Origin of the sequence: Pseudomonas marginalis, assembly GCF_024169655.1 — a bacterium.
GTDB classification, from domain to species: domain Bacteria; phylum Pseudomonadota; class Gammaproteobacteria; order Pseudomonadales; family Pseudomonadaceae; genus Aquipseudomonas; species Aquipseudomonas paraveronii.
Map to the genome: position 1 here is coordinate 5000359 of NZ_JALJWV010000001.1, position 25637 is coordinate 5025995.

General features: G+C 60.9%; 24 protein-coding genes. 12 read left to right on the top strand and 12 right to left on the bottom strand.

What is annotated here, in order from left to right; genetic code table 11:
* Positions 1 to 7 precede the first annotated feature (7 nt).
* The 3 genes from J2Y83_RS22975 (at position 8) to J2Y83_RS22985 (ending at position 3391) form a co-directional block, all read left to right on the top strand.
* Positions 8 to 616: a biliverdin-producing heme oxygenase gene (locus J2Y83_RS22975; RefSeq protein ID WP_253398543.1), complete on the top strand. Its 609-nt coding sequence runs from the start codon at positions 8 to 10 to the stop codon at positions 614 to 616.
* A 99-nt stretch (positions 617 to 715) separates the two neighbouring features.
* On the top strand, positions 716 to 1117 hold the full coding sequence (locus J2Y83_RS22980; protein WP_253398545.1) for a YbaN family protein: 402 nt from the start codon (positions 716 to 718) through the stop codon (positions 1115 to 1117).
* 135 nt (positions 1118 to 1252) lie between these two features.
* Entirely contained in the window at positions 1253 to 3391 is a 2139-nt protein-coding gene (locus tag J2Y83_RS22985) for a methyl-accepting chemotaxis protein (RefSeq protein ID WP_253398547.1), read from the top strand.
* A 91-nt stretch (positions 3392 to 3482) separates the two neighbouring features.
* On the opposite strand, the gene J2Y83_RS22990 is transcribed toward J2Y83_RS22985, so the two are convergent.
* Positions 3483 to 4046, bottom strand: a complete 564-nt coding sequence (locus J2Y83_RS22990) for an NAD(P)H nitroreductase (RefSeq protein WP_253398549.1) — start codon at positions 4044 to 4046, stop codon at positions 3483 to 3485.
* 140 nt (positions 4047 to 4186) lie between these two features.
* Here J2Y83_RS22990 and J2Y83_RS22995 point away from each other — a divergent pair, with 140 nt between their 5' ends.
* Genes J2Y83_RS22995 through J2Y83_RS23005 form a run of 3 tightly spaced genes read left to right on the top strand, consistent with a single transcriptional unit; the run spans position 4187 to position 7810 of the window.
* Positions 4187 to 5614: a di-heme oxidoreductase family protein gene (locus J2Y83_RS22995; protein WP_253398551.1), complete on the top strand. Its 1428-nt coding sequence runs from the start codon at positions 4187 to 4189 to the stop codon at positions 5612 to 5614.
* Positions 5615 to 5645: 31 nt separating this feature from the next.
* Complete coding sequence (locus J2Y83_RS23000; RefSeq protein ID WP_253398553.1) at positions 5646 to 6710, top strand: imelysin family protein; 1065 nt, start codon at positions 5646 to 5648, stop codon at positions 6708 to 6710.
* A gap of 2 nt (positions 6711 to 6712) precedes the next feature.
* Positions 6713 to 7810, top strand: coding sequence for a DUF1513 domain-containing protein (locus tag J2Y83_RS23005; protein ID WP_253400437.1), 1098 nt, complete (start codon positions 6713 to 6715; stop codon positions 7808 to 7810).
* 105 nt (positions 7811 to 7915) lie between these two features.
* On the opposite strand, the gene J2Y83_RS23010 is transcribed toward J2Y83_RS23005, so the two are convergent.
* The 5 genes from J2Y83_RS23010 to colR form a co-directional block, all read right to left on the bottom strand.
* Positions 7916 to 8143, bottom strand: a complete 228-nt coding sequence (locus tag J2Y83_RS23010) for a hypothetical protein (RefSeq protein ID WP_247399746.1) — start codon at positions 8141 to 8143, stop codon at positions 7916 to 7918.
* Entirely contained in the window at positions 8140 to 8859 is a 720-nt protein-coding gene (locus tag J2Y83_RS23015) for a lipopolysaccharide kinase InaA family protein (RefSeq protein ID WP_253398555.1), read from the bottom strand. Before J2Y83_RS23015 ends, J2Y83_RS23010 begins: the two co-directional genes overlap by 4 nt.
* Before the next feature lie 4 nt (positions 8860 to 8863).
* Positions 8864 to 9544, bottom strand: a complete 681-nt coding sequence (locus J2Y83_RS23020) for a class I SAM-dependent methyltransferase (protein WP_247399742.1) — start codon at positions 9542 to 9544, stop codon at positions 8864 to 8866.
* A 187-nt stretch (positions 9545 to 9731) separates the two neighbouring features.
* Positions 9732 to 11012, bottom strand: a complete 1281-nt coding sequence (locus J2Y83_RS23025; protein ID WP_253398557.1) for a sensor histidine kinase — start codon at positions 11010 to 11012, stop codon at positions 9732 to 9734.
* Positions 11002 to 11685: a two-component system response regulator ColR gene (colR, locus tag J2Y83_RS23030; protein WP_016975511.1), complete on the bottom strand. Its 684-nt coding sequence runs from the start codon at positions 11683 to 11685 to the stop codon at positions 11002 to 11004. The genes J2Y83_RS23025 and colR overlap by 11 nt, the downstream gene beginning before the upstream one ends.
* Positions 11686 to 11889: 204 nt before the next feature.
* Here colR and J2Y83_RS23035 point away from each other — a divergent pair, with 204 nt between their 5' ends.
* Positions 11890 to 13839 (top strand): LTA synthase family protein, encoded by a 1950-nt coding sequence (locus tag J2Y83_RS23035; RefSeq protein WP_253398559.1) that lies wholly within the window; start codon positions 11890 to 11892, stop codon positions 13837 to 13839.
* Between the two features lie 50 nt (positions 13840 to 13889).
* Entirely contained in the window at positions 13890 to 14627 is a 738-nt protein-coding gene (locus J2Y83_RS23040) for a phosphatase PAP2 family protein (protein WP_253398562.1), read from the top strand.
* 105 nt (positions 14628 to 14732) lie between these two features.
* Here the strand turns inward: J2Y83_RS23040 and groL are convergent, their stop codons facing one another.
* From groL to J2Y83_RS23065, 5 genes are all read right to left on the bottom strand, one after another.
* Positions 14733 to 16379 carry a chaperonin GroEL gene (groL, locus tag J2Y83_RS23045; RefSeq protein ID WP_253398564.1) on the bottom strand — a complete coding sequence of 549 codons (1647 nt, stop codon included), beginning with the start codon at positions 16377 to 16379 and terminating at the stop codon, positions 14733 to 14735.
* Positions 16380 to 16429: 50 nt separating this feature from the next.
* Positions 16430 to 16726 carry a co-chaperone GroES gene (locus J2Y83_RS23050; protein WP_017846112.1) on the bottom strand — a complete coding sequence of 99 codons (297 nt, stop codon included), beginning with the start codon at positions 16724 to 16726 and terminating at the stop codon, positions 16430 to 16432.
* Positions 16727 to 16972: 246 nt separating this feature from the next.
* Complete coding sequence (locus J2Y83_RS23055; RefSeq protein WP_017846113.1) at positions 16973 to 17449, bottom strand: FxsA family protein; 477 nt, start codon at positions 17447 to 17449, stop codon at positions 16973 to 16975.
* A 67-nt stretch (positions 17450 to 17516) separates the two neighbouring features.
* Positions 17517 to 18248 (bottom strand): HugZ family protein, encoded by a 732-nt coding sequence (locus J2Y83_RS23060; RefSeq protein WP_253398566.1) that lies wholly within the window; start codon positions 18246 to 18248, stop codon positions 17517 to 17519.
* 101 nt (positions 18249 to 18349) lie between these two features.
* A complete protein-coding gene (locus J2Y83_RS23065; RefSeq protein WP_247399708.1) occupies positions 18350 to 19357 on the bottom strand; it encodes a DUF481 domain-containing protein in 1008 nt (335 codons plus the stop codon).
* A 192-nt stretch (positions 19358 to 19549) separates the two neighbouring features.
* On the opposite strand from J2Y83_RS23065, the gene J2Y83_RS23070 reads away from it, so the two are divergent.
* The 4 genes from J2Y83_RS23070 to J2Y83_RS23085 all read left to right on the top strand — a co-directional run bounded on the left by J2Y83_RS23070 (position 19550) and on the right by J2Y83_RS23085 (position 24338).
* Positions 19550 to 19864: an MGMT family protein gene (locus J2Y83_RS23070; protein ID WP_253400438.1), complete on the top strand. Its 315-nt coding sequence runs from the start codon at positions 19550 to 19552 to the stop codon at positions 19862 to 19864.
* Between the two features lie 43 nt (positions 19865 to 19907).
* A complete protein-coding gene (locus J2Y83_RS23075) occupies positions 19908 to 21440 on the top strand; it encodes an AmpG family muropeptide MFS transporter (RefSeq protein WP_247396826.1) in 1533 nt (510 codons plus the stop codon).
* 208 nt (positions 21441 to 21648) lie between these two features.
* Positions 21649 to 23364: a proline--tRNA ligase gene (locus tag J2Y83_RS23080; protein ID WP_253398568.1), complete on the top strand. Its 1716-nt coding sequence runs from the start codon at positions 21649 to 21651 to the stop codon at positions 23362 to 23364.
* 20 nt (positions 23365 to 23384) lie between these two features.
* Complete coding sequence (locus J2Y83_RS23085; protein WP_253398570.1) at positions 23385 to 24338, top strand: hypothetical protein; 954 nt, start codon at positions 23385 to 23387, stop codon at positions 24336 to 24338.
* A 70-nt stretch (positions 24339 to 24408) separates the two neighbouring features.
* On the opposite strand, the gene dinB is transcribed toward J2Y83_RS23085, so the two are convergent.
* Positions 24409 to 25467: a DNA polymerase IV gene (dinB, locus tag J2Y83_RS23090; RefSeq protein ID WP_253398577.1), complete on the bottom strand. Its 1059-nt coding sequence runs from the start codon at positions 25465 to 25467 to the stop codon at positions 24409 to 24411.
* Positions 25468 to 25637: the final 170 nt, after the last annotated feature.

The window sequence follows — 25637 nt, forward strand, 5'->3', positions numbered from 1 at the left end:
CTTTTTCATGACCGCTTCTCCTTCCGCAGAACGCCCAAGCCTGCGCTCCCAGCGCCTGAACCAGATCACCACCGCGCCGCACACCCGGCTCGACGCGCTGGTCAAGGCGCACGCGCCGTTTGAAACCCAGCCCAACTTCGCGCGTTTCGTGGTGGCGCAGTACCTGTTCCAGTCGGAACTGGTGGCGCTGTACAACGATGCCGACCTGATCAAGATCGTTCCCGACCTGGCCGAACGCTGCCGCGCCGACGCCGCCAGGCTGGACCTGGCCGACCTGGACACCGACGTCCCGGCCCCCGTCCCCGGCGCCGTGCAGAACCCAAGCAAAGCCGAAGCCCTGGGCTGGTTGTTCGTCTCCGAAGGCTCCAAGCTGGGCGCCGCGTTCCTGATCAAGCGTGCCGTGGGCCTGGGCCTGAGCGAAACCTTCGGCGCCCGCCACCTCGGCGAGCCGGCCGGCGGTCGTGCCGAAGGCTGGAAGCGCTTCACCCGCACCCTTGACAGCCTGGAATTGAGCGCCGAAGAAGAGGCCGATGTGGAAAAAGGCGCGATCAATGCGTTTATGCGCTTCACGGTGTTGCTCGAACAGGCTTACGCTACAGCCCCTGAACTGGCCTGATACTCGATTGAAATGCGATCGGTGGGAGGGGCTTTCTCCCTCCCACAATTAGATCTCATTCCAAGCCGATTTTTTGTTATCCCTACGTTGCACGCACCCATGACCGGCAAACCCCAATCCACCTCGAAAATCGCCCAGCTCCTTTTCGGCCTGCTGGCCTATGTCAGCCTGGGCATCGGGTTGGTGGCGATTGTCGTGCCGGGTTTGCCCACCACCGAATTCATCCTGCTGGCCGCCTGGGCTGCCACTAAAAGCTCGCCGCGCCTCAGCGCCTGGCTGGAAAACCACCGCCTGTTCGGGCCGATCCTGTTCAACTGGCGCAACGGCAAGATCATCGCGCGCCGCGCCAAAATCAGCGCCACCGCCAGCATGCTGCTCTGCGCCGGCCTGATGCTGGTGATGCTCGATCACGGCTGGCCGATCTACCTGGCCATCGCCGGAATGAGCCTGGGCAACCTGTGGATCTGGTCCCGTCCGGAACGGCTCGCACGCCCCGTATAACGCGGAATGTAGGCGTTTTCCTACCGTTCATCGCCTCCCTCTCATGAAACCCCTGGCTGCGCCGATGTTCCGGATAAGGCGCCGAATGGACTTGGCCCGGCTCGCATACCAACAAGCCCATTCGTGAGTGAAGCTATGTTCGATACCCTCTCCATCCGCTTGAAAATCGTGCTGCTGTCTGGCCTCTGCCTGCTGGGAGTGATTGGGCTGGTGGTCGGCATCAATATTTACAACACCGCGCAGAACGACGCGTTGGTCAGCGACTCAAGCTCACGAATGCTCACCGCCAGTGTCGAACAACTGCTGCAAGCCAAGGCCGCCGAACAGGCGGTGCAACTGCAGAGAACCTTCGGCGACAGCCTGGTGGCGCTGACTGCTCTCGCCGATCAGGTCAAAGACCTGCGCAACCTGGGCGCCAAGCGCTCCCTCGAACCCGGCGCGCTGCGCGAAGAACTCAACCAGAGCCTGAAAACCGCGTTCGAACGCAACAGCAAGGTGCTGGGGATCTGGCTGGCGTTCGAGCCCAACGGGCTGGAGGGCAAGGACAGCGAGTTTATCGACGACAAGGCGCATGCCTCCAACGACAAAGGCCGTTTCTCCAGCTACTGGAGCCGCGCCGGCGGCGAAGGTTTGAACACGATGCTGGTCGAAGAGGACCTGAACAAGACCACCCCTAACCTCAACGGCACGCCCTACAACATCTGGTACACCTGCCCACGCGACACCCGCCGCACTTGCCTGCTGGACCCGTATGAAGACACGGTGGCCGGCAAGCTTGTGCTGATGACCACCATCGCCCTGCCGCTGCTGGTGGACGGTAAAGTCATCGGCGTCATCGGCGTCGACATTGCCCTCGGTGCCTTGCAAGCGACCACCGATGCCGCGCAGAAAGACCTGTTCAACGGTACGGCGCAGCTGGGAATTATCTCCAGCACCGGCTTGATCGCCGCCTACAGTGGCGAACCGGCCAAGGTCGGCAAGAACCTGATCGACACCCTGGGTGCCGAAGGCAAAGACATCGTGCAACTGCTGGCCAGCGACAACCGCACGATTCACGAACAGGACGACACCATCCGCGCGGTGTACCCGGTCAAACCGCTTGCCGACGCCAAGTCCTGGGGCGTGGTGATCAAGTTGTCCAAGGCCGTTTTGCTGGCCGATAACGTCAAGCTGCAAGCCGTACTCGACAAGGCCCACGCCAACGGCACGCTAAAGGCCTTGCTGGTGGCGGCCGTCGCCGCATTGCTCGGCCTGCTGCTGATCTGGCTGACCGCCACCGGCGTGACCCGGCCGATCAACAGCGTGGCCGCCATGCTCAAGGACATCGCCAGCGGCGACGGCGACCTCACCCAGCGCCTGGCCTATGCCAAGAAAGATGAGCTGGGCGAGCTGGTGATCTGGTTCAACCGTTTCCTCGACAAGTTGCAACCGACCATCGCGCAGATCAAGCAAAGCATCACCGAGGCCCGTGGCACGGCCGATCAGTCTTCGGCCATTGCGCGCCAGACCAGCGAAGGCATGCAGGTGCAGTTTCGCGAGATCGACCAGGTAGCCACGGCGTCCAACGAAATGAGCGCCACCGCCCATGACGTCGCCAACAGCGCCTCCAACGCCGCCAGCGCGGCGCGCGGGGCCGATCAGTCGGCACGTGAAGGCATGTCGATCATCGAGCAGAGCACTCGAGATATCACCACGCTCGCCAATGAAGTCAGCAAGGCCGTGGGCGAAGTCGAAGCGCTGGCCGTCAACAGCGAACAGATCGGCTCAGTGCTGGAAGTGATCCGCAGCATTGCCGAGCAGACCAACCTGCTGGCGCTCAACGCCGCCATCGAAGCGGCACGCGCCGGGGAAAGCGGCCGCGGGTTTGCGGTGGTGGCCGACGAAGTGCGCAACCTGGCCAAACGCACCCAGGATTCGGTGGAGGAAATTCGCCAGGTGATCGAACGCATCCAGAGCGGCACCCGTGGCGTGGTGGCGACCATGCATTCCAGCCAGCAGCAGGCCCAGAGCAACGCCGGGCAGATCCATCAGGCCGTTCAGGCGCTGGGCAAGATCAGCGACGCGGTGACGGTGATCAGCGACATGAACCTGCAGATCGCCAGCGCCGCCGAACAACAGAGTGCCGTGGCCGAAGAGGTCAACCGCAACGTGTCGGCGATCCGCACCGTGACCGAGACCCTCACCGGCCAGGCCACGGAGTCAGCGGCCATCAGCAGCCAACTCAATGCACTGGCCAGCCAGCAGATGAAACTGATGGATCAGTTCAGGGTGTAAACAACACTGTAGGAGCGAGCTTGCTCGCGAAGAACGTCAACGATCACGCGTGCATCCTGGATGAACGCGGTGTCCGCGAGCAAGCTCGCTCCTACAGGCCGGTCCAGGCCGTGACAAATGCCGCCACATCCTCTTTCGGCGCAGTACGCGGCGGGTTCTGCGGCGTGCCCAGGTACAAGAAGCCAATGACTTCCTCGCCCTCTTTCAGTCCCAGCCCCTTGGCCACATGGGCCGAGTAGGACAAATCCCCGGTGCGCCACACCGCACCAATCCCCTGGGCATAGGCCGCCAGCAGGATGCCATGGGCCGCACACGCCGCCGCCAGCAACTGCTCGGATTTCGGCACCTTGAAATGTTCCTGCAGGCGAGCAATCACCACCACCACCAACGGCGCGCGCATCGGGCCGTTCTGGGCCTTGTCGAGGGCGGCCTGCGGGGCGTCGGGGTCTTGCACACGGGCGGCTTCGACCAGCAACGTGCCCAACTGCTCACGGGCCGCGCCTTCCACGGTGAGGAACCGCCAAGGACGCAACTGGCCGTGATCGGGCGCACGCATGGCCGCGGCGAACAGCACATCACGCTGCTCCTGGGTCGGTGCCGGTTCCAGCAGGCGCGGCACGGAAACACGGTTGAGCAAAGCGTCGAGAGCCTGCATTGGCCACCTCCAGAGAAAAATGTGCGGTCATTCTAGCGGGAATGAATCGGCATGCCATCAAACGATAATTGCTCTTATTCAAACCGCCCCGCCCTGTTAGACTTTGCGGCCTTGTTTTTCGCCTTTTTTCAGGAAACTCGATGTTCCGTTCGCTTCTTCGCCTGTCTGCAGGACTGATGGCCATGAGCCTGGTTGCCTGCGATGACGCCCCCCGGTTTACCCAGGCTGATCCGGGAGAAGCGCGGGCCGGCGGTGCAACGACGGTGAACAAGCGCGACCAGAATGCCTTTTCCCTGCCCTCGGCCAACCTGTCGCCGACCCGCCGCCTGGATTTCAGCGTCGGAAATAGTTTCTTCCGCAGCCCCTGGGTGATCGCGCCGTCCACCACCACCGCACGCGATGGGCTGGGGCCGCTGTTCAACACCAATGCCTGCCAGAACTGCCATATCAAGGACGGCCGTGGCCACCCGCCGCTGGCCGACGCGCAGAACGCGGTGTCGATGCTGGTGCGCCTGTCGATCCCGGATGCGCCGCCGTATGCCAAGCTCATCGAGCACCTCGGCGTGGTGCCCGAGCCGGTCTACGGTGGGCAATTGCAGGACATGGCCATACCCGGCGTAACGCCAGAGGGCAAGGTGCGGGTCGACTACACGCCGGTCAACGTCACGTTCAAGGACGGCAGCGTCGTCGAACTGCGCAAGCCCAACCTGCAGATCACCCAACTCGGCTACGGCCCGATGCATCCGGACACACGTTTCTCCGCGCGCATCGCCCCGCCGATGATCGGCCTGGGCCTGCTTGAAGCGATTGCCGACGCGGACATCCTGCGCAACACCGACCCGAAGACCGCCGACAAGGAAGCCATTGTCGGCCGCGCGAATTGGGTCTGGGATGATGCCCGGCAGAAAACCGTGCTCGGGCGTTTCGGCTGGAAAGCCGGGCAACCCAACCTCAATCAACAAAACGTTCACGCCTTTTCCGGTGATATGGGCCTCACCACGTCGCTGAGGCCCGTCGATGACTGCACCGACGTCCAGGTCGCCTGCAAGCAGGCGCCCAACGGCAACGGCCCCGATGGCGAGCCGGAAGTCAGCGATAACATCCTGCGCCTGGTGCTGTTCTATACCCGCAACCTGGCGGTGCCCGTGCGTCGCGACGTCAACGCGCCCCAGGTGCTGGCCGGGAAAAACCTGTTCTACCAGGCCGGTTGCCAGGGCTGTCACACGCCGTCGTTCACCACGGCTGCCAACGCCGCCGAACCTGAACTGGCCAACCAGGTGATCCGCCCCTACAGCGATCTGCTGCTGCATGACATGGGCGACGGCCTGGCCGATCACCGCAGCGAATTCAAGGCCAGTGGCCGCGACTGGCGCACGCCGCCGTTGTGGGGCATCGGCCTGACGCAAACCGTCAGTGGCCACACCCAGTTCTTGCATGACGGCCGCGCCCGCAACCTGCTGGAAGCCGTGCTGTGGCATGGCGGTGAAGCACACGCGGCGCAGCAGCATGTGTTGTCCTTCAATGCCGAACAGCGCGCTGCGCTGCTGGCGTTCCTGAATTCTCTATAAGCTTCGACCCACTTACCGAAGGGAGCTCGACATGTTCCGTCCCAAGTTGTTGTTCACCAGCCTGGCCGCCCTCGCCCTCGGCGCCTGCTCACCGCAAGACCCACAAGCGGTGACCTCGGCAGCCATCGCCAAGCAAGTGATCTTGCCGACCTACAGCCGCTGGGTGGAAGCCGACCGCCAATTGGCCGTCAGCGCCCTGGCGTACTGCCAAGGCAAGGAAAGCCTGGACACCGCACGTGCCGACTTCCTTCACGCCCAAAAAGCCTGGGCCGAACTGCAACCGCTGCTGATCGGCCCGTTGGCCGAAGGCAACCGTTCGTGGCAGGTGCAGTTCTGGCCCGACAAGAAAAACCTCGTGGGTCGCCAGGTCGAGCAACTGGTCACCGCCCAGCCGCAGATCGATGCGGCTGCCGTGGCCAAGTCCAGCGTGGTGGTGCAGGGCCTGTCGGCCTATGAATACATCCTCTACGACGCCAAGACCGACATCGCCGACGCCGCGCAGAAAGCCCGGTACTGCCCGCTGCTGATGGCCATCGGCGAGCGCCAGAAAGCCCTGGCCGAAGAGATCCTCGCCAGTTGGAACAGCACCGACGGCATGCTCGCGCAGATGAGCAAGTTTCCCAACCAGCGTTACGCTGATTCCCACGAAGCCATCGCCGACCTGCTGCGCGTGCAAGTGACCGCACTGGACACCCTGAAGAAAAAGCTCGGCACGCCGATGGGTCGCCAGACCAAGGGCGTCCCGCAGCCGTTCCAGGCCGATGCGTGGCGCAGCCAGTCGTCCCTGCAAAGCCTGGAAGCCAGCCTCGCTGCGGCCCAGACGGTATGGGTCGGCGTCGACAACAAAGGCCTGCGGGGTTTGTTGCCGTCCGATCAAAAGGCGCTGACCGAGAAGATCGACGCCGCCTACGCCGCGTCCCTGAAACTGTTCGCCAGCAACCAGCGCACCCTCAACGAACTGTTGGGTGACGACGCCGGGCGCCAACAGCTCAACGATCTCTACGACAGCCTCAACGTCGTCCACCGCCTGCACGAAGGCGAGTTGGCCAAGGCGCTGGGCATCCAACTGGGCTTTAACGCCAACGACGGTGACTGATGATGCTCAGGCGACAGGCTTTGGCCATTGGCAGCGCGCTGCTCGGCGCACTCACGTTGGGCGGCTGGACGTTGTTCAAGCACAACGACAAGGGCCCGCTGCTGCTGTCGGCGCGCGATGATGCAGACGGCAAGCACTATGCCGTCGGCTATCGCCTGGACGGCCAGCGGGTGTTCGCCACCCAGGTCGGTCAGCGCTGCCACGACATCATCAACCACCCGACGCTGCCGATCGCGCTGTTTGTCGCCCGTCGCCCGGGCACCGAGAGTTACCTGATCGACCTGCGTGATGGCGCGCTGCTGCAAACCATCACCTCGAATGCTGGCCGCCACTTCTATGGCCACGCGGTGATTCACAACAGTGGCGACTGGCTGTACGCCACCGAAAACGACACCTCCGACCCGGGCCGTGGCCTGCTCGGGGTGTACCGCTTCGAAGGCGAGCGGCTGGTGCACAGCGGCGAGATTTCCACCCATGGCATTGGCCCGCATCAGGTGTCGTGGATGCCCGACGGCGAAACCCTGGTGGTGGCCAACGGCGGCATCCGCACCGAAGCCGAAAGCCGCGTGGAAATGAACCTCAACGCCATGGAGCCGAGCCTGGTGCTGATGCAACGCGACGGCAGCCTGATCAGCAAGGAAACCCTCGGCCAGCCGATGAACAGCGTGCGCCATATGGGCATCGCCAGCGATGGCACCATCCTCACCGGGCAGCAGTTCATGGGGCCGTCCCAGGAGCGTTCCGAGTTGCTCGCAATCAAGCGCCCAGGGCAGCCATTCGTGGCATTTCCGGTGGCCGATGAGCAACTGCAGGCCATGGGGCATTACACCGCCAGCGTCGCGGTACACAGTGAATTGCGCCTGGTGGCGTTGACCGCGCCGCGCGGCAACCGCTTCTTTATCTGGGACATGGACAGCGGCAAATTGCGCCTGGACGGGCCTTTGCCGGACTGCGCGGGTGTGGGTGCGGTAGCAGACGGGTTTGTCGTGACATCCGGCCAAGGGCGGTGCCGATTCTATGACTGTCGCCAGGAACAACTGATCGCAAAACCGTTGGAATTGCCGGCAGGGCTTTGGGATAACCATCTGCACCTGATCTGACGGTCAGCCGCTCGGGCTAATCCCGCGCTGCGCCTGACAGCCAGATCGCAGGCGAAAAAAAAGGGCCTCGTTTCACAAGGCCCTTTTCGGGTGGTTTCGATCGTTTCAACTTTGTGGCCCCACCCCTCGTGACATCCCGAACATGAACAACAGCAGGTCATGATCGGGCTTGACCGTCGCACTCGCCTTGGCAATGCGCGGCAGCAGGCATTGCCCGCCGCTTTGCACCGCACTGAGGACCTGTGTCCGAGGTTGTTCCCATGCAACCAGGGCCAGGGCAGCAACGCCCAACGCCCCAGACAGAAACAGACCTCGAGCTATTTCTAGCTTCATTTGGTTAAACCCTTGATAGCGCTGCCAAACGCCGTCTCGTAAAAGTAGCTGAGTTTTGCCCAGTCGCCATCGCTCCACGACGAGTGGCGGCGCAGTTGCAGCATGTCGTGGGAGGCCGCCCGATAAGCGGTGAGACGTTGGCGGCACTTCTCAAAGTCCAGCAGCGCGACTTCCACGCTGGCCGAGTCGGGCTCACCCGTGACTCGCACAAAGATATGCTTGATGTACAGGCAACCATGTTGCCAGCGACCCTTGTGCATGCGCGCCAACGTCGCCGCGAGTTCCTTGAGCAGGCGCTCATGGACCGCCTCACCGTACTGTTCACGGCCACCGGCGGCGTACCAATTTTCGATTTCGTCGAAACCGTCCAGCGAAGCCGTCACCAACAATGCCTTCCATTGGTGTTGCGGATCACGACGCGCCTCGCAGAACACCATCTCCGGCACCCGCACATTCAGCGAGCGCAGGCCCTTGATGGCATCCCGTTCGCGCAACACGGTCGGGCGCCCAAACGGATGGAGCCAACTGCGGTAGATATGCCCGGTCTGACGCTTGCTGTAGAGCAGGCGCCCGTTGGGACCTATCACACGCTGCACACCACTCTCTCCGCCGCGTCGACGATTGGGCTCTTCGACCCACTCGCCCTGCTGGCGCCAGAAATAATCAAATCGCTCTTCGGGAGCTACGTGACTGCCTGCTACGCACTCAACTGCCATCCTGTTACCTCTTGCGCAATACATACACCCGCCACATGGCGTAGAGCGGGATGAAATCCAGGGATTCCTGAACACGGAAACCCGCTTGCTCAAACTCTGCCTCGACGGTAGCCGCCGGTAGTACAAACCGGTTTTGGTAACCTTCCTGCTCGCCTTCCTTACGACGTTTTACTTCGGCACGCTTGCGTTTCCAGGCCTTGAAGTTGCCATCCACCCACAACGAGATAATCACGCTGTCGCGGGTAACGCGATGAAACTCCCGCAGTATCGCCAGCCGGTGCTCAGGATCACCAATGTGGTGCATCAGGCGCATGCAGAAGATGCTGTCGACCGAGTTATCTGGCAGGTCGATATCAAAGGCCGATGTCCGCAAGGGCCGTACCCGCTTCACCACATCCGCCGGTTGGGAGAACGTCGCGACCTTCAACATCGACTCCGAATTGTCGGCGCCGATAATCACCCGATTGGGCTTTTCAGCCAGCAGCGGCCAAAAACGCCCAGCCCCACAAGGCAAGTCCAAGACCAGGCCGGGTTCACCGGCCATGGCCAACGCGCCGCGTGCCAATTGCTCGTCACGTTTGTGGGACAGCCGGCGAGCCAAATTATCCTGATGCTTGAGCAAATAATTCTGCGCATGCTGATCGTCGTACTTATCGGAAAATTCGAGCTTGATCGGGGTAGGCATCTTACGTCTCCGTTTACTGATGCCTACAACCTTAGGTTGCGAACTGTGATCAACAGGTCAACTCGTTGTGAAAAACTTGTCCTGTCCACTCCCATACATTTCAAGACTTTACAGATACAAGTAGTGGCAACGGGCCACTCCCGACAAATTATACTGATCTACGCCAGCATAGCGGTAGCACGCAAGGTCAGGGTTTGACCTGACTCAACTGGACGTGAAAGCGGCAACCATTGGGCTCCATGGTGCTCAAGCTGACGCTCCAGCCCTGGTTCTCGCAGATGCGTTGCACCAGCGACAACCCCAGGCCAAGGCCTTCACCGCGCTTTTCGCTGCCGCGCACGAAGGGTTCGAACATGGCTTCGCGCTTGTCTTCGGGGATGCCGACGCCGGAGTCTTCCACGACAAAACCACTCGGTTCCAGGGTGAGCCGGATAAAGCCCTGCTCGGTGTAATGCAGTGCATTACGCAGCAAGTTGCCCATCACCGCATGCAGGAAGGTGGTGTTGTAGCGTGTATCCAGAGGGTTGCCCGGCTGATAGATCAGTTGCAGGCCTTTATGCTCGATCGGCTCGCGCCAGAGGCCAAGCAAATCGTCCGCCACCTGCGTGAGGGTTACCCGAGGCGACATGGTGGCGTCGTTGTGCTGGGCGCGCGCCAGCATCAGGAAGGTCTGCACCAGTTCGCGCATTTCTTCGCAGGCCCTGGCGATGCGCAGCACCTGGTTGCGCCCGCGCTCGTCGATGGCCGGGTTTTCCAGCAGCAGCTCGCAGGAACTGGCCAGTACCATCAACGGCGTGCGTAATTCGTGGCTCACGTCACTGGTAAACAACTGCTCGCGGGACAGCGCCTGGCGCAAACGGCCCAGTGTGGCGTCGAAGGCCACGGCCAGCTCGCCCACTTCATCAGCAGCGTAATCCGGCGCCAGGGGCGGCGCCAGGCCGAGCAACTGGTCGCGATGACGCACCTGGCGCGCCAGGCGCACCACCGGTGCCATCACCTTGCGGGCCAGCACCCAACCGAGGAAGACCGCCAGCGCCAGGCTGAGCACGAAGCCCACCAGCACCACCGCGAACAGCACGCGCTCACGCTCTTCGAAATCGCTCTGGTCTTGCAGCAGCACATAGCGCCGACCGGCGACCACTTCGACCATGGCGTGGTACGACAACGCCTCGCGGAACACTTCATGGAAACCGGGTTCCAGGTGCCGCAGGTCCTTGGGCAGCTCGAAATCCCCGCGCCCGCCGCTGAAATAGAACAACTGATCCGGCTCGGGTCGGTGGCTCCAGTCTTCGACGCTGTCCATCAGCAGCAGGCGCTGCAAGTCGCCGCCCAAACCGGCCGAAATCAGCTTCTCTTCCACCAGATGCACCGTCGCGATGATCCCCATGGCGAAGGCGCCCGCCACCAACGCGCTCATCAAGGCAAAGGCGATGATGATCCGCTGGGCAAGGCTTTGCTTAAACTCCATCACGACCCTCGGCCAGGCGGTAACCCACACCGTGTACCGTTTGCAGCAATGGCTTGGCGAAAGGTTTATCGATCACTTGGCGCAACTGATGGACGTGACTGCGCAGACTGTCACTGTCGGGACAATCATCCCCCCATAGCGCTTCTTCGAGAATTTCCCGACGCAGTACATGGGGACTTTTCTGCATCAACACCGCCAGCAGCTTCAGGCCCACCGGGTTGAGCTTGAGCAGGCGCCCTTCGCGGGTGACTTCCAGGGTATCGAGGTCGTAATGCAGGTCGGCCACCTGCAGGGCACGGCGTCCGCCACCCTGGGCGCGGCGCAGCACGGCTTCGATGCGCGCGGCCAGTTCCGACAGGGCAAACGGCTTGAGCAAGTAGTCATCGGCACCGGACTTGAAGCCCTGCAGCCGGTCATCCAACTGATCGCGGGCGGTGAGCATGATCACCGGCGTGTCGCGGCGCGCGTCTTCACGTAGGCGCTTGCACAAGGTGTAGCCATCGATGCCCGGCAGCATGATGTCGAGCACGATCAGGTCGTAGTGCTCGGTGGCGGCCAGGTGCAGGCCCGACAAACCGTCCTGCGCGCAGTCCACGGTGTAGCCTTTGAGCCCCAGATAATCGGCCAGGTTGGCCAGAATATCGCGGTTGTCTTCAACCAATAAAATTCGCATGGGCAGTGTCTCCGTACTTTCGTGCCAGCCGTGTGTTGGCTCGCGCAGCTTAAGGCCTAGTGGGGCTCAGGGATAGAGCTGAACGCTGCGCAGATAAACGATTTCAACCGATTAGAGCACTGAACGAGTTTTTCACTATAGCTTCACAAACTGACTACAGTGCCAGGCCGAAGATCGCCCCCCATCGATCTAAGGAAGTTGGACATGGGGTTTCTCAAAACAGCGCCTATGCGCTATCTGCTGTTGGTAACCGGTGCCTGGTTGGTTGTTTTCCTGCTCACCCGCGGCGTACTGCTCATTACGCACCTGGATGAAGTCGGCGGCAATCTGCTGCCGGTGTTTGGCGTGGGATTGCTTTATGACCTCGGGTTCCTGGCCTATGCCGCGCTTCCTCTGGGACTGTACCTGTTGCTATGTCCGCCCGCACTGTGGCGCCGCCGTGGCCATCGCTGGTTCCTGCAGGCGGTACTCACTGTCAGCCTGTTCGCGATGTTGTTCACTTCGGTGGCCGAATGGCTGTTCTGGGATGAGTTCGGCGTGCGCTTCAACTTTATCGCCGTCGACTACCTGGTGTACTCCAATGAAGTACTGAACAACTTGCTGGAATCCTACCCCATCGGCAAGTTGCTCAGTTTGCTGGCGATGCTGGCCATCGTGTTGAGCCTGGCGCTGCGCAAGCCATTCAATGCCGCCATGAATGCCCCCCTGCCGCCCACGCGCGACCGCCTGTTGAATGCCTTGGCACTGTTGGTCGTCGCGGGCCTGAGCCTGCAGCTGATCAGCCAGGACAGCCCGCGCGCCCAAGGTGGCAACGCCTACAAGAACGAACTGGCGAGCAATGGCCCGTATCAGTTTTTCGCCGCTTTCCGTAACAATGAGCTGGATTACTCACAGTTCTACAAGAGCCTGCCGACCGAGGTCGTGGCCAAGCAGTTGCGCGCCGAACTCAGCGAGCCCAATGCGCGCTTTATCGGCCAGGACCCGTTGGATATCCGCCGCGCCATCACCCACCCGGGCACGCTGCGCAAACCCAATATCGTGTTGGTGACCATCGAAAGTTTCAGCGCCAAATACATGGGCAGCAATGGCGACGGGCGCAACCTCACGCCGAATCTCGACGCCTTGCGTCAACAAAGCCTGTACTTCAATAACTTCTACGCCACCGGCACCCGCACCGACCGCGGCCTGGAGGCAATCACCCTGGCAATCCCACCGACGCCGGGACGCTCTATCGTCAAACGTATTGGCCGGGAAAGCGGCTTCGCCAGCCTCGGGCAACAACTCACGGCCATCGGTTACGACAGCGTGTTTGTGTATGGCGGGCGTGGCTATTTCGACAATATGAACGCGTTCTTCAGCGGCAACGGTTATCGCGTCGTGGACCAGAGCAGCGTGCCCGAGGCGGAAATCTCGTTCAAGAACGCCTGGGGTATGGCTGACGAGGATCTGTACAAACAGACCCTGAAGCTGGCCGATGCCGACTACGCCAAACAGCAGCCGTTTTTACTGCAACTGATGACCACGTCCAACCATCGCCCCTACACCTATCCGGAAGGGCGCATCGATATCAAATCCGGCAATGGCCGCGACGGCGCGGTGAAGTACACCGACCATGCCATCGGCCAATTCCTGGAAGCGGCACGTCAGAAGCCCTGGTTCGATAACACCATCTTCGTCTTCGTCGCCGACCACACCGCCGGCAGTGCGGGCAAGGAAGACCTGCCTATTACCAACTATCAGATTCCACTGTTCATCTATGCGCCGAAGCTGATCGACGCACGGGAATCGGCACAACTGGCCAGCCAGATCGACCTGGCGCCAACCCTGCTGGGCCTGATCAACCTGAGCTATGAATCGACCTTCTTTGGCCGCGACCTGTTGCAGGACAACCCATTGCCCCCTCGGGTCGTGGTGGGTAATTACCAGCACCTGGGGCTGTTCGACGGCAAAGACCTGGCGATTCTCAGCCCGCGCCTGGGCCTGCGCCGCCACAACGAGGCGCTGGGTGAGAGCCAGGAACTGCGGGTCGGCAACGATGACCCGCTGATCCAGCGGGCGATCACCTACTACCAGGCCGCCAGTTATGATTTCAAACAACAACTGCTGAGCTGGAGGGCCCCTAAGGAAGAGGCCCCGGCATTGAGCACGCGCTAACTAAAACGTCCCGTACAGCCAAGTACGGGACTTTTTTATCAGGGTTCACCATGCAATCCACCCCTGTTGTACCGGTTTCCAAACCTCTCAATTTCTGGCTGTGCCTGGGCATACCCGCCGGCGCTGCGCTCCTGATGCTCTTGCTGGAGCTGACATCGCTGGACATGGACCTCGCCAAGCAGTTCTACAATGCAGCGGATGGCGGCTTCATCGGGCGTTACAGTTTTTTCCTCGAAGACATCCTGCATGACCGCGCCAAACAGTTGGTCATCCTGTTCTCGGTGCTGGCCATCCTGGGGTTTGCCGGCACCTTTATCCTCCAGCGGCTCAAGCCTTACCGCCGCGAACTGGGCTGCCTGGTGTTGTCCCTGGGGCTGGCCACGGCGTTCGTCTCGCCGTTGAAAACCGTCACCGCCGTGCAATGCCCGTGGAGCCTCAAGGAGTTCGGTGGCCAGGAAACCTACAGCGAACTGCTGAGCCCCCGCCCGCCCACCGATAAACCTGGGCGCTGCTGGCCCGGCGGTCATGCGGCAACCGGGTTCGCGCTGTTCGCCTGGTTCTTTGCGCTACGGGATCGGCGGCCGCGGATAGCGCGCAAAGCGTTCATCTTCGCCGTGGCGCTGGGCGGCGTCTTTTCCGTGAGCCGCATGCTGCAGGGCGCACACTTCTTTTCCCACAATGTGTGGACGGCGATTTTCTGTTGGCTGATCTGCCTGGGGCTGTACTGCCTGATACTTTATCGACCCTCGAAGGTCAGGGTGTCTGAAGTGCGCGCATTGAGTACGTAGACCGGCCAGCCGCTTCAGTTACCGCCCGCCCTTTACACGCCCGCATAAAAAAACCCCGCCTGCATCGCTGCAGGCGGGGTTTTTCAGGCGCCGGGTAAGGCTGGCTTACATCATGCCGCCCATGCCACCCATGCCGCCCATGTCTGGCATACCGCCGCCAGCCGAGCCGTCTTTCTTCGGTGCATCAGCGATCGCCGCTTCGGTGGTCAGGATCAGACCGCCGATGGAGGAAGCTGCTTGCAGCGCGGAACGAGTCACCTTGGTAGGGTCCAGGATGCCCATTTCGATCATGTCGCCGTACTCGCCGGTCGCAGCGTTGTAACCGTAGTTACCTTTGCCGTTCTTGACTTCGTTGACCACAACGCTTGGCTCGTCGCCGGAGTTGGCAGCGATCTGACGCAGCGGTGCTTCAACAGCACGACGCAGTACAGCGATACCCACGTTCTGGTCAGCATTGTCGCCGGTCAGGTTGGTCAGGGCTTCCAGAGCACGGATCAGCGCAACGCCACCGCCAGGTACCACGCCTTCTTCAACGGCTGCACGGGTTGCGTGCAGGGCGTCTTCAACGCGGGCTTTCTTCTCTTTCATTTCAACTTCGGAACCAGCGCCAACCTTGATCACTGCAACGCCGCCGGACAGCTTGGCCAGACGCTCTTGCAGTTTTTCACGGTCGTAGTCCGAGGAAGTTTCGGCAACCTGGGCACGGATCTGAGTGATGCGCGCCTGAATGTCGACCTCTACGCCAGCACCGTCGACGACGATGGTGTTTTCCTTGGAGATGGTCACACGCTTGGCGCTACCCAGGTTTTCCAGGGTGGCGCTTTCCAGGCTCAGGCCGATCTCTTCGGAGATAACGGTACCGCCGGTCAGAACGGCGATGTCCTGCAGCATGGCCTTGCGACGGTCGCCGAAACCTGGAGCCTTGACGGCTGCAACTTTGACGATGCCACGCATGTTGTTCACAACCAGAGTCGCCAGGGCTTCGCCTTCAACGTCTTCGGAAACGATCAGCAGTGGGCGACCGGCTTTGGCAACAGCTTCCAGAACCGGCAGCATTTCGCGGATGTTGGAGATCTTTTTGTCGACCAGCAGGATCAGCGGGTTTTCCAGCTCGGCAACCATGGTTTCCGGCTTGTTGACGAAGTACGGGGACAGGTAGCCACGGTCGAACTGCATGCCTTCTACAACCGACAGTTCGTTTTCCAGGCCAGTGCCTTCTTCAACGGTAATCACGCCTTCTTTACCGACTTTTTCCATGGCTTCGGCAATGATGTCGCCGATGGAGTTGTCGGAGTTGGCGGAGATGGTGCCTACCTGAGCGATAGCCTTGGTGTCAGCGCATGGCTTGGACAGGTTTTTCAGCTCAGCGACGATGGCGATGGTCGCCTTGTCGATGCCGCGCTTGAGGTCCATCGGGTTCATGCCGGCAGCGACGGCTTTGTAGCCTTCGTTGACGATTGCCTGAGCCAGAACGGTAGCGGTGGTGGTGCCGTCGCCTGCGTCATCGTTGGCACGGGAGGCAACGTCTTTGACCAGCTGCGCGCCCATGTTTTCGAAACGGTCTTCCAGTTCGATTTCTTTGGCTACGGAAACGCCGTCCTTGGTGATGGTCGGAGCGCCGAAGCTCTTCTCGATGATCACGTTACGGCCTTTCGGGCCCAGGGTCGCTTTTACTGCGTCAGCCAGGATGTTGACACCGGTGAGCATTTTCTTGCGGGCGGAATCGCCGAATTTAACTTCTTTAGCAGCCATGATCGATATTCCTTAAATACTTTGTAGTAACGGGAAAATGGGCGGGGAAATCAGCCTTCCAGTACAGCGAGAATCTCGTTCTCAGCCATGACCAGCAGGTCTTCGCCGTCGACTTTCACAGTGTTGCTGCCGGAGTAAGGACCGAATACAACCTTGTCACCGACTTTAACGGCCAGCGCACGTACTTCACCGTTTTCCAGAGTCTTGCCTGGGCCTGCAGCGACGATCACACCGTGGTTGGCTTTTTCAGCAGCCGAACCTGGCAGAACGATACCGCCAGCGGTTTTCTTTTCTTCTTCGCTGCGACGGATAACGACGCGGTCGTGCAGAGGACGAAGCTTGCTCATTGTCGATCTCTCCTAATTGTGTTTTTCATCGGCCGGTGTCAGTACCGGCAGGTTTAATCCGGCGGTGCCGGTCGCGGTTCGCAGGGCGAAACGCGGAAGTCTGTCTGGTGTTGCCACCAGAAACCTTGCGGTGACCGTTACATAAGGGCGCATAAGCATATTACAAGGGGCCGGGGATGAATTTTTTTGCGTCTGCCAGCCCATAAAAACAACACGGCACCCGAAGGTGCCGTGCCAGTGAAGCAGTTATTTACTGTCGCGATGCTCGAACTCACCTTCGATCACATCACCTTCGCGTCCCAACGGCTGGCGCGGAGCCGGGCCGCCACGGGGTTGCAGGTCGTCGGCGAACGCGCGCTGGCGAATCGCAGCCTCTTCGGCACGCTGGCGCATTTTGCCCGCCAGCAGCTTGCGGGTGAAGGGCAGCAACATGACCAGGCCGAGCACATCGCTGATAAAGCCTGGCAGGATCAACAGGCCTCCGGCCAGGGCCATCATCAGGCCTTCGAGCATGGTTTGTGCCGGCAATTCACCGCGATTCAGGCTTTCACGGGCACGCAACGCCGTGGCCAGACCGGCGACGCGCAGCACCAGAACGCCGAGCATCGAGCCGAGAATGATCAGCAGCAGCGCCGGGAAAAACCCGATCGCACCACTGACTTTTACGAATACGAACAGCTCCAACACCGGGAACAGCAGAAAGAGCAATAAAAAAGGGCGCATCAAATGGTTTCCTCAACGCAAGATTGCCTTGCCAGTCCACCTTAGATGACGTCGCCATTTCGTGAATTCAAGCTTCAGCGGCGCTTTTTTTCGGCCAGACCGCAGCATGAGCCAATGAAACCAGGGCCTCGCGCACTTGTGTCGGCGTGTTGCAAGATTCAGCGAACGGCAACCAGTGCAGCGCATGGCCGATGCGCAGGTGCATGCCTTCGCTGTCGATCCCGGCCAATTGCGCCGGTTCGTGGGTGGGCAAGCCGGCCAACTCGACGTAATGGGCGATGGCCTTGGAGTGGTCGGCGTTCATGTGCTCGACCATGCTGCGCTCGGCCGGGCCGGCGAACGGGTTGCCCAGGGTCAACCGGTCAAGCCAGTGAATCGCGCCAAAGCCGCCGATATAGCGGTGACGTACCGGCTTGAGCACCCAGAAGTCGAAATCGTGGGCCTTGTGATAGTTGGCCGATTCAGGGAAGTAGCGGTAATAGCGCTCGGCAGCCGCGTCAATCGCAGCAGCGTCCTGCAATTGCTCGGCTTCGGCCAGGTAAGTCAAGCGCCCGACCGCCTGCACGTCATCCGCTTCACGCTCGCCGACCAGCAACGAACACTTGGGGTCTTTCTGCAGGTTATGGGTGTGTTGGGCAATCCGGCTGATCAGGATCAGCGGCCGGCCCTGCTCGTCCAGACAGTACGGCACGACCGAACCAAAGGGAAAGCCGGGCATGGCTTTGGACAATGTGGAGAGAGCCCCACGGTATTCCTTGAGCAACAGCTCTCGGGCGTTTTTGGCAACGTGCGCGCTCAACGTATGACTCCTCGGGAATTCAGTCGCCCATGGCGTATGGGAATGGATCTCAAGCCAAGGTAATCAATAACCGCGCAGGTTGCCAGCGGGCTTGAGGCCGATTACCAGGCCACGCCAAACCCTGCGGTGTAGCGGGTCTTGCTCAAGCTGCTTTCCGAGTCGCCACTGATCACGTCACGCTCGGCCTTGAGATTGAGCGACGCCCACTCGGTGACCTTGTAGCGCAGGCCCATTTCCGCATCCAGGGCGTATTCGGCCGGCCCGCCGATAGGTTTGCCCAATTCGCCGGAGGTGAAGAACTCAACCGTCTTGCCGATCAGGTAGCGGTTGTAGTCCCACTTCATGGCCAAGGAATAGAAGTTGTCCTTGCCGCCGTCGGAATATTCGTAATCGGTGCGGTTGACCAGCGAGCCCAGGGAGAATGCGCCGAGTTCATCGTCCCAGAACTGGTAGCCCGGGCCGGTGCCGACCGTGCGCTGGCGCGACAGGTCTTCCACCTTGTCGCGCTTGTAGGTCAGGCGACCCTGCCAGAACCAGTGCTCGGTGATGAAACGGTCGAGGTCATATTCCAGGGCCCAGTTGTCGGTGGTGGTGACGTCGTCCTGGAATTCGCGGTTGTACTCGCCCTGCCCGGTGTGGCGCCATTGGCCATGGCGGGCGGAGGTCTTGAAGTCGATGTCGTAGTCGTTGGTGTCTTTCTCGGCGCGTTTGTAGTCCAGCGCCATGTCGACGTTGCCTTTCCACACCAGGTCTTCGATCACCGGTTTGGGCTTGATGATCTGCTGGATGCTGGCCAATTCCACCGTCTTGGGCGCCTCGCCATTGGCCAGCACCACTTTGCCATCGTCCGCCGCCTGCAAGGATTTGGCTTTCTCTCCGGTGTAGGCATCCTGCTTGACCAGTAATTCCTGATCACTCTCCAGGGTTTTCACCTGTTTCCAGTCCACCGGGATAGCCCCAGCGTAGTCGGTCTGGATCAGCAGCTTGCCACCGTCGAAGACCTTGATCTTGCCGGTCAGACGGTCGCCGTTCTTTAACCAGACCGTATCGGCAAGCAAGGGGGTGGAGGCGCTGAAAACAGCAAGGCACAGCAAGGTTCTGGACAACATAAGCAGATAGGGGGCTCAGGGTTGGCGAAAAAGAGGCGTTATCGTGTTAGATAGCTAGGACTGACTCAAGGAATTGTGTTGAGTTCAGTTCTCATCTGCATATTTACAGACGTTTCTTACAAACAACCGACGCTCTGAACGGATATCCCCACCGTGAAACAACCCGCCGAAGCCCCGCAAAGCCCTGCCGAGATGCGCCGCACCGCGCTGTACCTGACGCTGGCGCAAGTCCCCAAAGGCTGCGTAGTGAGTTACGGCGAACTGGCGCACCTCGCGGGGCTTGGGCGCGCGGCGCGCTGGGTCGGGCGCACGCTGAGCCAACTGCCCGAAGACACGCGCTTGCCCTGGCACCGCGTGCTGGGTGCCGGTGGTCGGATAAGCCTGCCGGTGGGCAGCGCCTCAGGCGACGAACAACGTGCGCGTTTACGCAGCGAAGGTGTCGTTATCCTGAACAACCGCGTGGATATTCAGCGCCATGGCTGGCGCCCGGTAGAGCACAGCGGTTAGAGTGCGCGCTTTGTTTCCGTGAATCTGAGGCAGACTCCAGCCCATGCCCCGTAAAACCTGGCGCGCCGCGCTCGCCGCCTATGCCAGCCCCTCGACGTTAGTGCTGTTGTTGCTCGGTTTTGCCGCCGGCTTGCCTTACATGTTGGTGTTCTCGACGCTTTCGGTCTGGTTGCGTGAGGCCGGTGTGGCCCGCGAGACCATCGGCTATGCGAGCCTGATCGGTTTGGCGTATGCCTTCAAATGGGTGTGGTCGCCACTGCTCGACCAGTGGCGCTTGCCGCTGCTCGGCAAACTCGGACGTCGTCGCTCCTGGCTGGTACTGGCCCAATCGCTGGTGATCCTCGGATTGATCGGCATGGGGTTCTGCGACCCGCAAAAACACTTGTCCTGGCTGATCGCTATCGCGGTGATCGTCGCCTTCGCTTCGGCTACCCAGGATATTGCGGTTGATGCCTATCGCCTGGAAATCGCCGATGACAGCCGCCAGGCTGCCCTGGCCGCCAGCTACATGTCCGGCTATCGCATCGCCGCCCTGCTGGCCACGGCCGGCGCGCTGTTTTTTGCCGAAGGTTTTGGCTCTACCGGTTTCAACTATAAACACTCGGCGTGGACCGGCACCTATGTGCTGTTCGGCGCACTGATGATTCCGGCGTTGCTGACCACCCTGTTTATGCGCGAGCCCAATGTGCCACTGCGGACCCAGTTGCAGGCGGGGCGCTACAGCTTCATGCACCAATTGATGTCGGTGTTTGTACTGATTGTGCTGTTGGTGTCGGTGCCGGCGATGTTCACCCAGTTGTACAACACCGATTTCGCCAGCGTGCTGTTCCACGGCGTAAGCCTGTGGGAACTGTTGATGGAAGACCGCGCCTTCCTGCGTGCCATCCTCTATATCACCCTGACGGCATTGTGCCTGTCGGCCATGGGCCGCCGAGGCTTGGCGCCGGTGCTGACGCCGGTCAACGACTTCATTCTGCGCTACCGCTGGCAGGCGCTGCTGCTGCTCGGGCTGATCGCCACCTATCGCATGTCCGATACGGTGATGGGCGTGATGGCCAACGTGTTCTATATCGACCAGGGCTTTACCAAGGACCAGATCGCCGGGGTCAGCAAGATATTCGGCCTGATCATGACGCTGCTCGGCGCCGGCATGGGTGGCCTGTTGATTGTGCGCTTCGGCATCCTCCCGATCCTGCTCATCGGCGGCATCGCCTCGGCCGGCACCAACCTGCTGTTCGTGGTGCTCGCCGACATGGGCCCGGACCTGCAGATGCTGATCTTCACCATCTCCATGGATAACTTCAGCTCAGGCCTCGCCACCTCGGCGTTTGTCGCCTACCTGTCGAGCCTGACCAACCTCAAGTTCTCCGCCACCCAATACGCCTTGCTCAGCTCGATCATGCTGTTGCTGCCGCGCCTGATCGGCGGGTATTCGGGGGTGATGGTGGAGAAGTTCGGCTATCACAACTTCTTCCTGATCACCTGCATGCTGGGCGTGCCGACGTTGCTGCTGATTGCACTGCATTGGTTCCAGGAAAACCGGCGGATTCGCTTGAACCCGCCGGCAGAAGACTGACAGAGCCTGCCCTTGTAGCTGTAGCGAGCTTGCCCGCGAAGAAGTCACAGACACCGCGTTTATCCCGGTTTCCCGCGTCATCGTTGACGATCTTCGCGAGCAAGCTCGCTCCTACAAACAGCTCTGCGTCCTGATGCCTGTACGGCGGCAGTTTGCGCCCGTACAATCCCAAGTCACTTCAAGTCCAAGCAACCGACAACGGCCTACCATGCGTACCAGTCAATATTTGCTCGCCACACTGAAAGAAACGCCTTCCGACGCGGTTGTGATCAGCCATCAGCTGATGCTGCGCGCCGGTATGATCCGCAAGCTGGCTTCTGGCCTGTACACCTGGCTGCCCATGGGCCTGAAGGTGATGCGCAAGGTCGAAGCCATCGTTCGCGAAGAAATGAACGCTGCCGGTTCTCTGGAAGTGTTGATGCCGAGCACCCAACCGGCTGAGCTGTGGCAGGAATCCGGGCGCTGGGAAGAGTACGGCCCGGAATTGCTGCGCTTCAAGGACCGTCATGGCCGCGACTTCTGCGCTGGCCCGACCCACGAAGAAGTGATCACCGACCTGATGCGCAACGAGTTGAGCAGCTATAAACAGCTGCCCCTCAACCTGTATCAGATCCAGACCAAGTTCCGTGATGAAATCCGCCCACGCTTCGGCTTGATGCGCGGCCGCGAGTTCATCATGAAGGATGCGTATTCGTTCCACGCCGACCAGGCGTCCTTGCAGGTCACCTACGACCGCATGCACACCGCCTACTGCAACGTGTTCACGCGCCTGGGCCTGAAATTCCGCCCGGTTGAAGCGGACAACGGTTCCATCGGCGGCGCCGGCTCCCACGAGTTCCACGTACTGGCCGAGTCCGGCGAAGACGATATCGTGTTCAGCAACGGTTCCGACTACGCGGCGAACATCGAGAAAGCCGAAGCCGTGCCACGGGAAACCTCCCGTCCAGCGCCGGCTGAAGAGCTGCGCCTGGTGGACACCCCGGACACCAAGACCATCGCGGCCCTGGTGGAAAAATTCAATCTGCCGATTGAAAAGACCATCAAGACCCTGATCGTTCACGCCGAGGAAGCCGGTAAGCTGATCGCCCTGGTGATCCGTGGCGACCACGAACTCAACGAGATCAAGGCGGCCCAGCAACCTGGCGTGGCCAGCCCGCTGGTCATGGCCTCCGATGCCGAACTGCGCGACGCCATTGGCGCCGGTGCCGGTTCCCTGGGCCCGCTGAACCTGCCGCTGCCGATCATCATCGACCGTTCGGTCGAGCTGATGAGCGACTTCGGTATCGGCGCGAACATCGACGACAAGCACTACTTCGGCGTGAACTGGGAACGCGACTTGCCGGTGCCGACCGTGGCCGACCTGCGTAACGTGGTCGCCGGTGACCCAAGCCCGGATGGCAAGGGCACCCTGGAAATCAAGCGCGGCATTGAAGTCGGGCACATCTTCCAGCTGGGCAACAAGTACAGCAAGGCGATGAAGTGCGAAGTGCTGGGCGAAAACGGCAAGCCGATCACCCTGGAAATGGGTTGCTACGGCATTGGCGTATCGCGCGTGGTTGCCGCTGCCATCGAGCAGAACAACGACGAGAAAGGCATTATCTGGAGTGACGCCCTGGCGCCGTTCCAGGTCGCCCTGGTGCCGCTGCGCTATGAAACCGAGCAGGTCCGTGAAGCCACCGACAAACTGTATGCCGAACTGACGGCCGCCGGCTTTGAAGTGTTGCTGGATGACCGCGACAAGAAAACCAGCCCAGGCATCAAGTTCGCCGACATGGAACTGATTGGCATCCCGCACCGGATCGTGGTCAGCGACCGTGGCCTGGCTGATGGCAATCTGGAATACAAGAGCCGGACCGAAGCCGAAGCCCAACCGTTGCCGGTGGCTGACGTGCTGTCTTTCCTTCAGGCGCGTATTCGTCGCTGAAAACCAGATCAAGAGAAGTCATGTTCAAGCGAAACACCAGAGCCCTGGGGGGCGCCGCCTTGTGCGGCGCCCTGCTGGTCAGCGGCTGCGCCAACCAGATGTCGCAACGCAGTGAGCACGAGGAGCGGGTCGAGCGTAAATTGCTCGACCACAGCCTGCAGATCGATGTAGGCGAACCCAAAGTGCTGGAGCTGCCGCAACGCCGGGTTCGCATTCACGAGCAAAAGACCTTTGAGGTCACCGAATTCGAAGTCACCCGTCGTTACGACCGCTACACCCCCTACCAGCCCTGGCGCAAACTCTATGAGCTGCCGCTGGGCGCGGTCGCGTTGGTGGCAGGCGCGGGCGCCAACGTGGCGAATATCTTCGCCCTCGGCAACCTGCCGACCAGCATGACGCACGATTGGCTGAGCTACGGCATCGACGGCCTCAACCCGTTCATGAACGTGCAATCCCATGGGCGCGCGCAACAGAACCTGGCGGGGATCGATGAAGTCCAGCGCGACAAGCGCGTGGAGTATTCGAGCCTGCCCTGGAGCGAGCGCCCGGTACAGGTCACCGCGGGCAAGCAAGTGTATGAACTGACCACCGACCGCAACGGCGTACTGCGCCTGAACCTGTTGGACAGCCCGTTCGCCGAGCAGGATCTGAACCGCATCAGCACCTTGAAGATCAGCGTGGAAGATAGCCAGGACGACGTGCATTCGGACTCGACCCTGGCGGTGAGCCACACATTGCGCGGCAAGTTGCTGGAAGCCCACGGGCTGATCTACGACGACCTGGAAGACGACGAAGTCAGCCAGTGGGTCCACCGCGTCAAGCGCCTGTCGGAGCTGGGCCTGGAGGAAGAAGCCAGCGAACTGGAACAGAGCCTGATCGAACTGACCCGCAATGATCCGGAGTTGCAGCAGGAATTCCTGCAAGCGCTGACCAAGGATGCGGGGCGACTCGTCGCAGATCCTGGCGCGCGCTGAGCCCTCGAAAACGCTGTAGATCTAAATGTGGGAGGGGGCTTGCCCCCTCCCACATTTTTGTTTCCGGGTTCTACCACAACAGCTCGAGCTGTTCGTTACCGCTGCTCAAGTCGAGCAACCGCACCCCAATCCCCAGCAACCGCACCGGCTTGCCACCGCGATTGAACGCCTGGGTCATCAGCTGTTGATAACTCTCCAGGTCCCGCCCTGCCCCCGCCTGCTCCAGGGTCGTCTGGGTAAAGTCATGAAACTTCACCTTCACGAACGGCTTCCCCGCGCGGTAACTGCTGTCGATGCGCGCGATGCGTCCAGCCAGGGTTTCCATCAGTTCAGGCAGTTTCGCCAGGCAACTTGAAAGATCTGGCAGGTCCACATCGTAGGTATTTTCCACACTGATCGATTGCCGACGACTGTCGTTCTGCACCTCGCGCTCATCTATCCCACGGGCCAGACTCCACAGCCGCTCGCCAAAACTGCCGAATTCGCGCACCAGCGCCAGCTTGTTCCATTCGCGCAATTGCAGGCAGTCTTCGATCCCCATGCGCGCCAGCTTCTCTGCGGTCACCTTGCCCACGCCGTGCAGTTTTTTTACCGGCAGTATCGACACAAAGTCTTCGACCTGGTCCGGCGTGATCACAAACAAGCCGTTGGGTTTCTTCCAGTCACTGGCGATCTTGGCCAGAAACTTGTTGGGCGCCACACCGGCGGACACGGTGATGTGCAATTGATTGGAGACCCGGCGCCGGATGTCCTGGGCGATACGCGTGGCGCTGCCGCCAAAATGCGGGCTGTCGGAAACATCCAGGTAGGCCTCATCCAGGGAGAGCGGCTCGATCAGGTCGGTGTAATCGCGAAAGATGCTCTGGATTTCTTTCGACGCTTCCTTATAGGCATCCATGCGCGGCTTGACGATGGTCAGGTCCGGGCAGAGCTTCAAGGCATGACGCGACGACATGGCCGAGCGCACCCCGTAGGCCCGCGCTTCGTAGTTACAGGTGGCAATCACGCCGCGCCGATCCGCCGAACCGCCCACCGCCAGGGGCTTTTGTGCCAGGCTCGGGTTATCGCGCATCTCGATGGCGGCGTAGAAGCAATCACAGTCGACATGGATGATTTTGCGCTGCGTCATATATATAGAAGGGAGTGCAATCCAACGGGCGGTCAGTATCGCACTCACACCTGTATATAGCACCAGTAGTTTGAATCTTCCGCGCAAGCGGTAGGAAATAGCCCAGGTAGATTTATTTTCTCAATCGAAATCAGCCTACCAATAGAGCTGAAAGCCTCGGCCCGACTGGC

Coding starts and splice junctions, on each gene's coding strand:
- J2Y83_RS22995 (WP_253398551.1), top strand. CDS start 4,187: ATGTTCCGTTCGCTTCTTCGCCTGTCTGCAGGACTGATGGCCATGAGC.
- J2Y83_RS23070 (WP_253400438.1), top strand. CDS start 19,550: ATGCGCCGCACCGCGCTGTACCTGACGCTGGCGCAAGTCCCCAAAGGC.
- J2Y83_RS23005 (WP_253400437.1), top strand. CDS start 6,713: ATGCTCAGGCGACAGGCTTTGGCCATTGGCAGCGCGCTGCTCGGCGCA.
- J2Y83_RS22975 (WP_253398543.1), top strand. CDS start 8: ATGACCGCTTCTCCTTCCGCAGAACGCCCAAGCCTGCGCTCCCAGCGC.
- J2Y83_RS23080 (WP_253398568.1), top strand. CDS start 21,649: ATGCGTACCAGTCAATATTTGCTCGCCACACTGAAAGAAACGCCTTCC.
- J2Y83_RS23015 (WP_253398555.1), bottom strand. CDS start 8,859: ATGGCAGTTGAGTGCGTAGCAGGCAGTCACGTAGCTCCCGAAGAGCGA.
- colR (WP_016975511.1), bottom strand. CDS start 11,685: ATGCGAATTTTATTGGTTGAAGACAACCGCGATATTCTGGCCAACCTG.
- J2Y83_RS23040 (WP_253398562.1), top strand. CDS start 13,890: ATGCAATCCACCCCTGTTGTACCGGTTTCCAAACCTCTCAATTTCTGG.
- dinB (WP_253398577.1), bottom strand. CDS start 25,467: ATGACGCAGCGCAAAATCATCCATGTCGACTGTGATTGCTTCTACGCC.
- J2Y83_RS22990 (WP_253398549.1), bottom strand. CDS start 4,046: ATGCAGGCTCTCGACGCTTTGCTCAACCGTGTTTCCGTGCCGCGCCTG.
- J2Y83_RS23075 (WP_247396826.1), top strand. CDS start 19,908: ATGCCCCGTAAAACCTGGCGCGCCGCGCTCGCCGCCTATGCCAGCCCC.
- J2Y83_RS23025 (WP_253398557.1), bottom strand. CDS start 11,012: ATGGAGTTTAAGCAAAGCCTTGCCCAGCGGATCATCATCGCCTTTGCC.
- J2Y83_RS22980 (WP_253398545.1), top strand. CDS start 716: ATGACCGGCAAACCCCAATCCACCTCGAAAATCGCCCAGCTCCTTTTC.
- J2Y83_RS23055 (WP_017846113.1), bottom strand. CDS start 17,449: ATGCGCCCTTTTTTATTGCTCTTTCTGCTGTTCCCGGTGTTGGAGCTG.
- J2Y83_RS23010 (WP_247399746.1), bottom strand. CDS start 8,143: ATGAAGCTAGAAATAGCTCGAGGTCTGTTTCTGTCTGGGGCGTTGGGC.
- J2Y83_RS22985 (WP_253398547.1), top strand. CDS start 1,253: ATGTTCGATACCCTCTCCATCCGCTTGAAAATCGTGCTGCTGTCTGGC.
- J2Y83_RS23035 (WP_253398559.1), top strand. CDS start 11,890: ATGGGGTTTCTCAAAACAGCGCCTATGCGCTATCTGCTGTTGGTAACC.
- J2Y83_RS23050 (WP_017846112.1), bottom strand. CDS start 16,726: ATGAGCAAGCTTCGTCCTCTGCACGACCGCGTCGTTATCCGTCGCAGC.
- J2Y83_RS23065 (WP_247399708.1), bottom strand. CDS start 19,357: ATGTTGTCCAGAACCTTGCTGTGCCTTGCTGTTTTCAGCGCCTCCACC.
- J2Y83_RS23000 (WP_253398553.1), top strand. CDS start 5,646: ATGTTCCGTCCCAAGTTGTTGTTCACCAGCCTGGCCGCCCTCGCCCTC.
- J2Y83_RS23085 (WP_253398570.1), top strand. CDS start 23,385: ATGTTCAAGCGAAACACCAGAGCCCTGGGGGGCGCCGCCTTGTGCGGC.
- groL (WP_253398564.1), bottom strand. CDS start 16,379: ATGGCTGCTAAAGAAGTTAAATTCGGCGATTCCGCCCGCAAGAAAATG.
- J2Y83_RS23020 (WP_247399742.1), bottom strand. CDS start 9,544: ATGCCTACCCCGATCAAGCTCGAATTTTCCGATAAGTACGACGATCAG.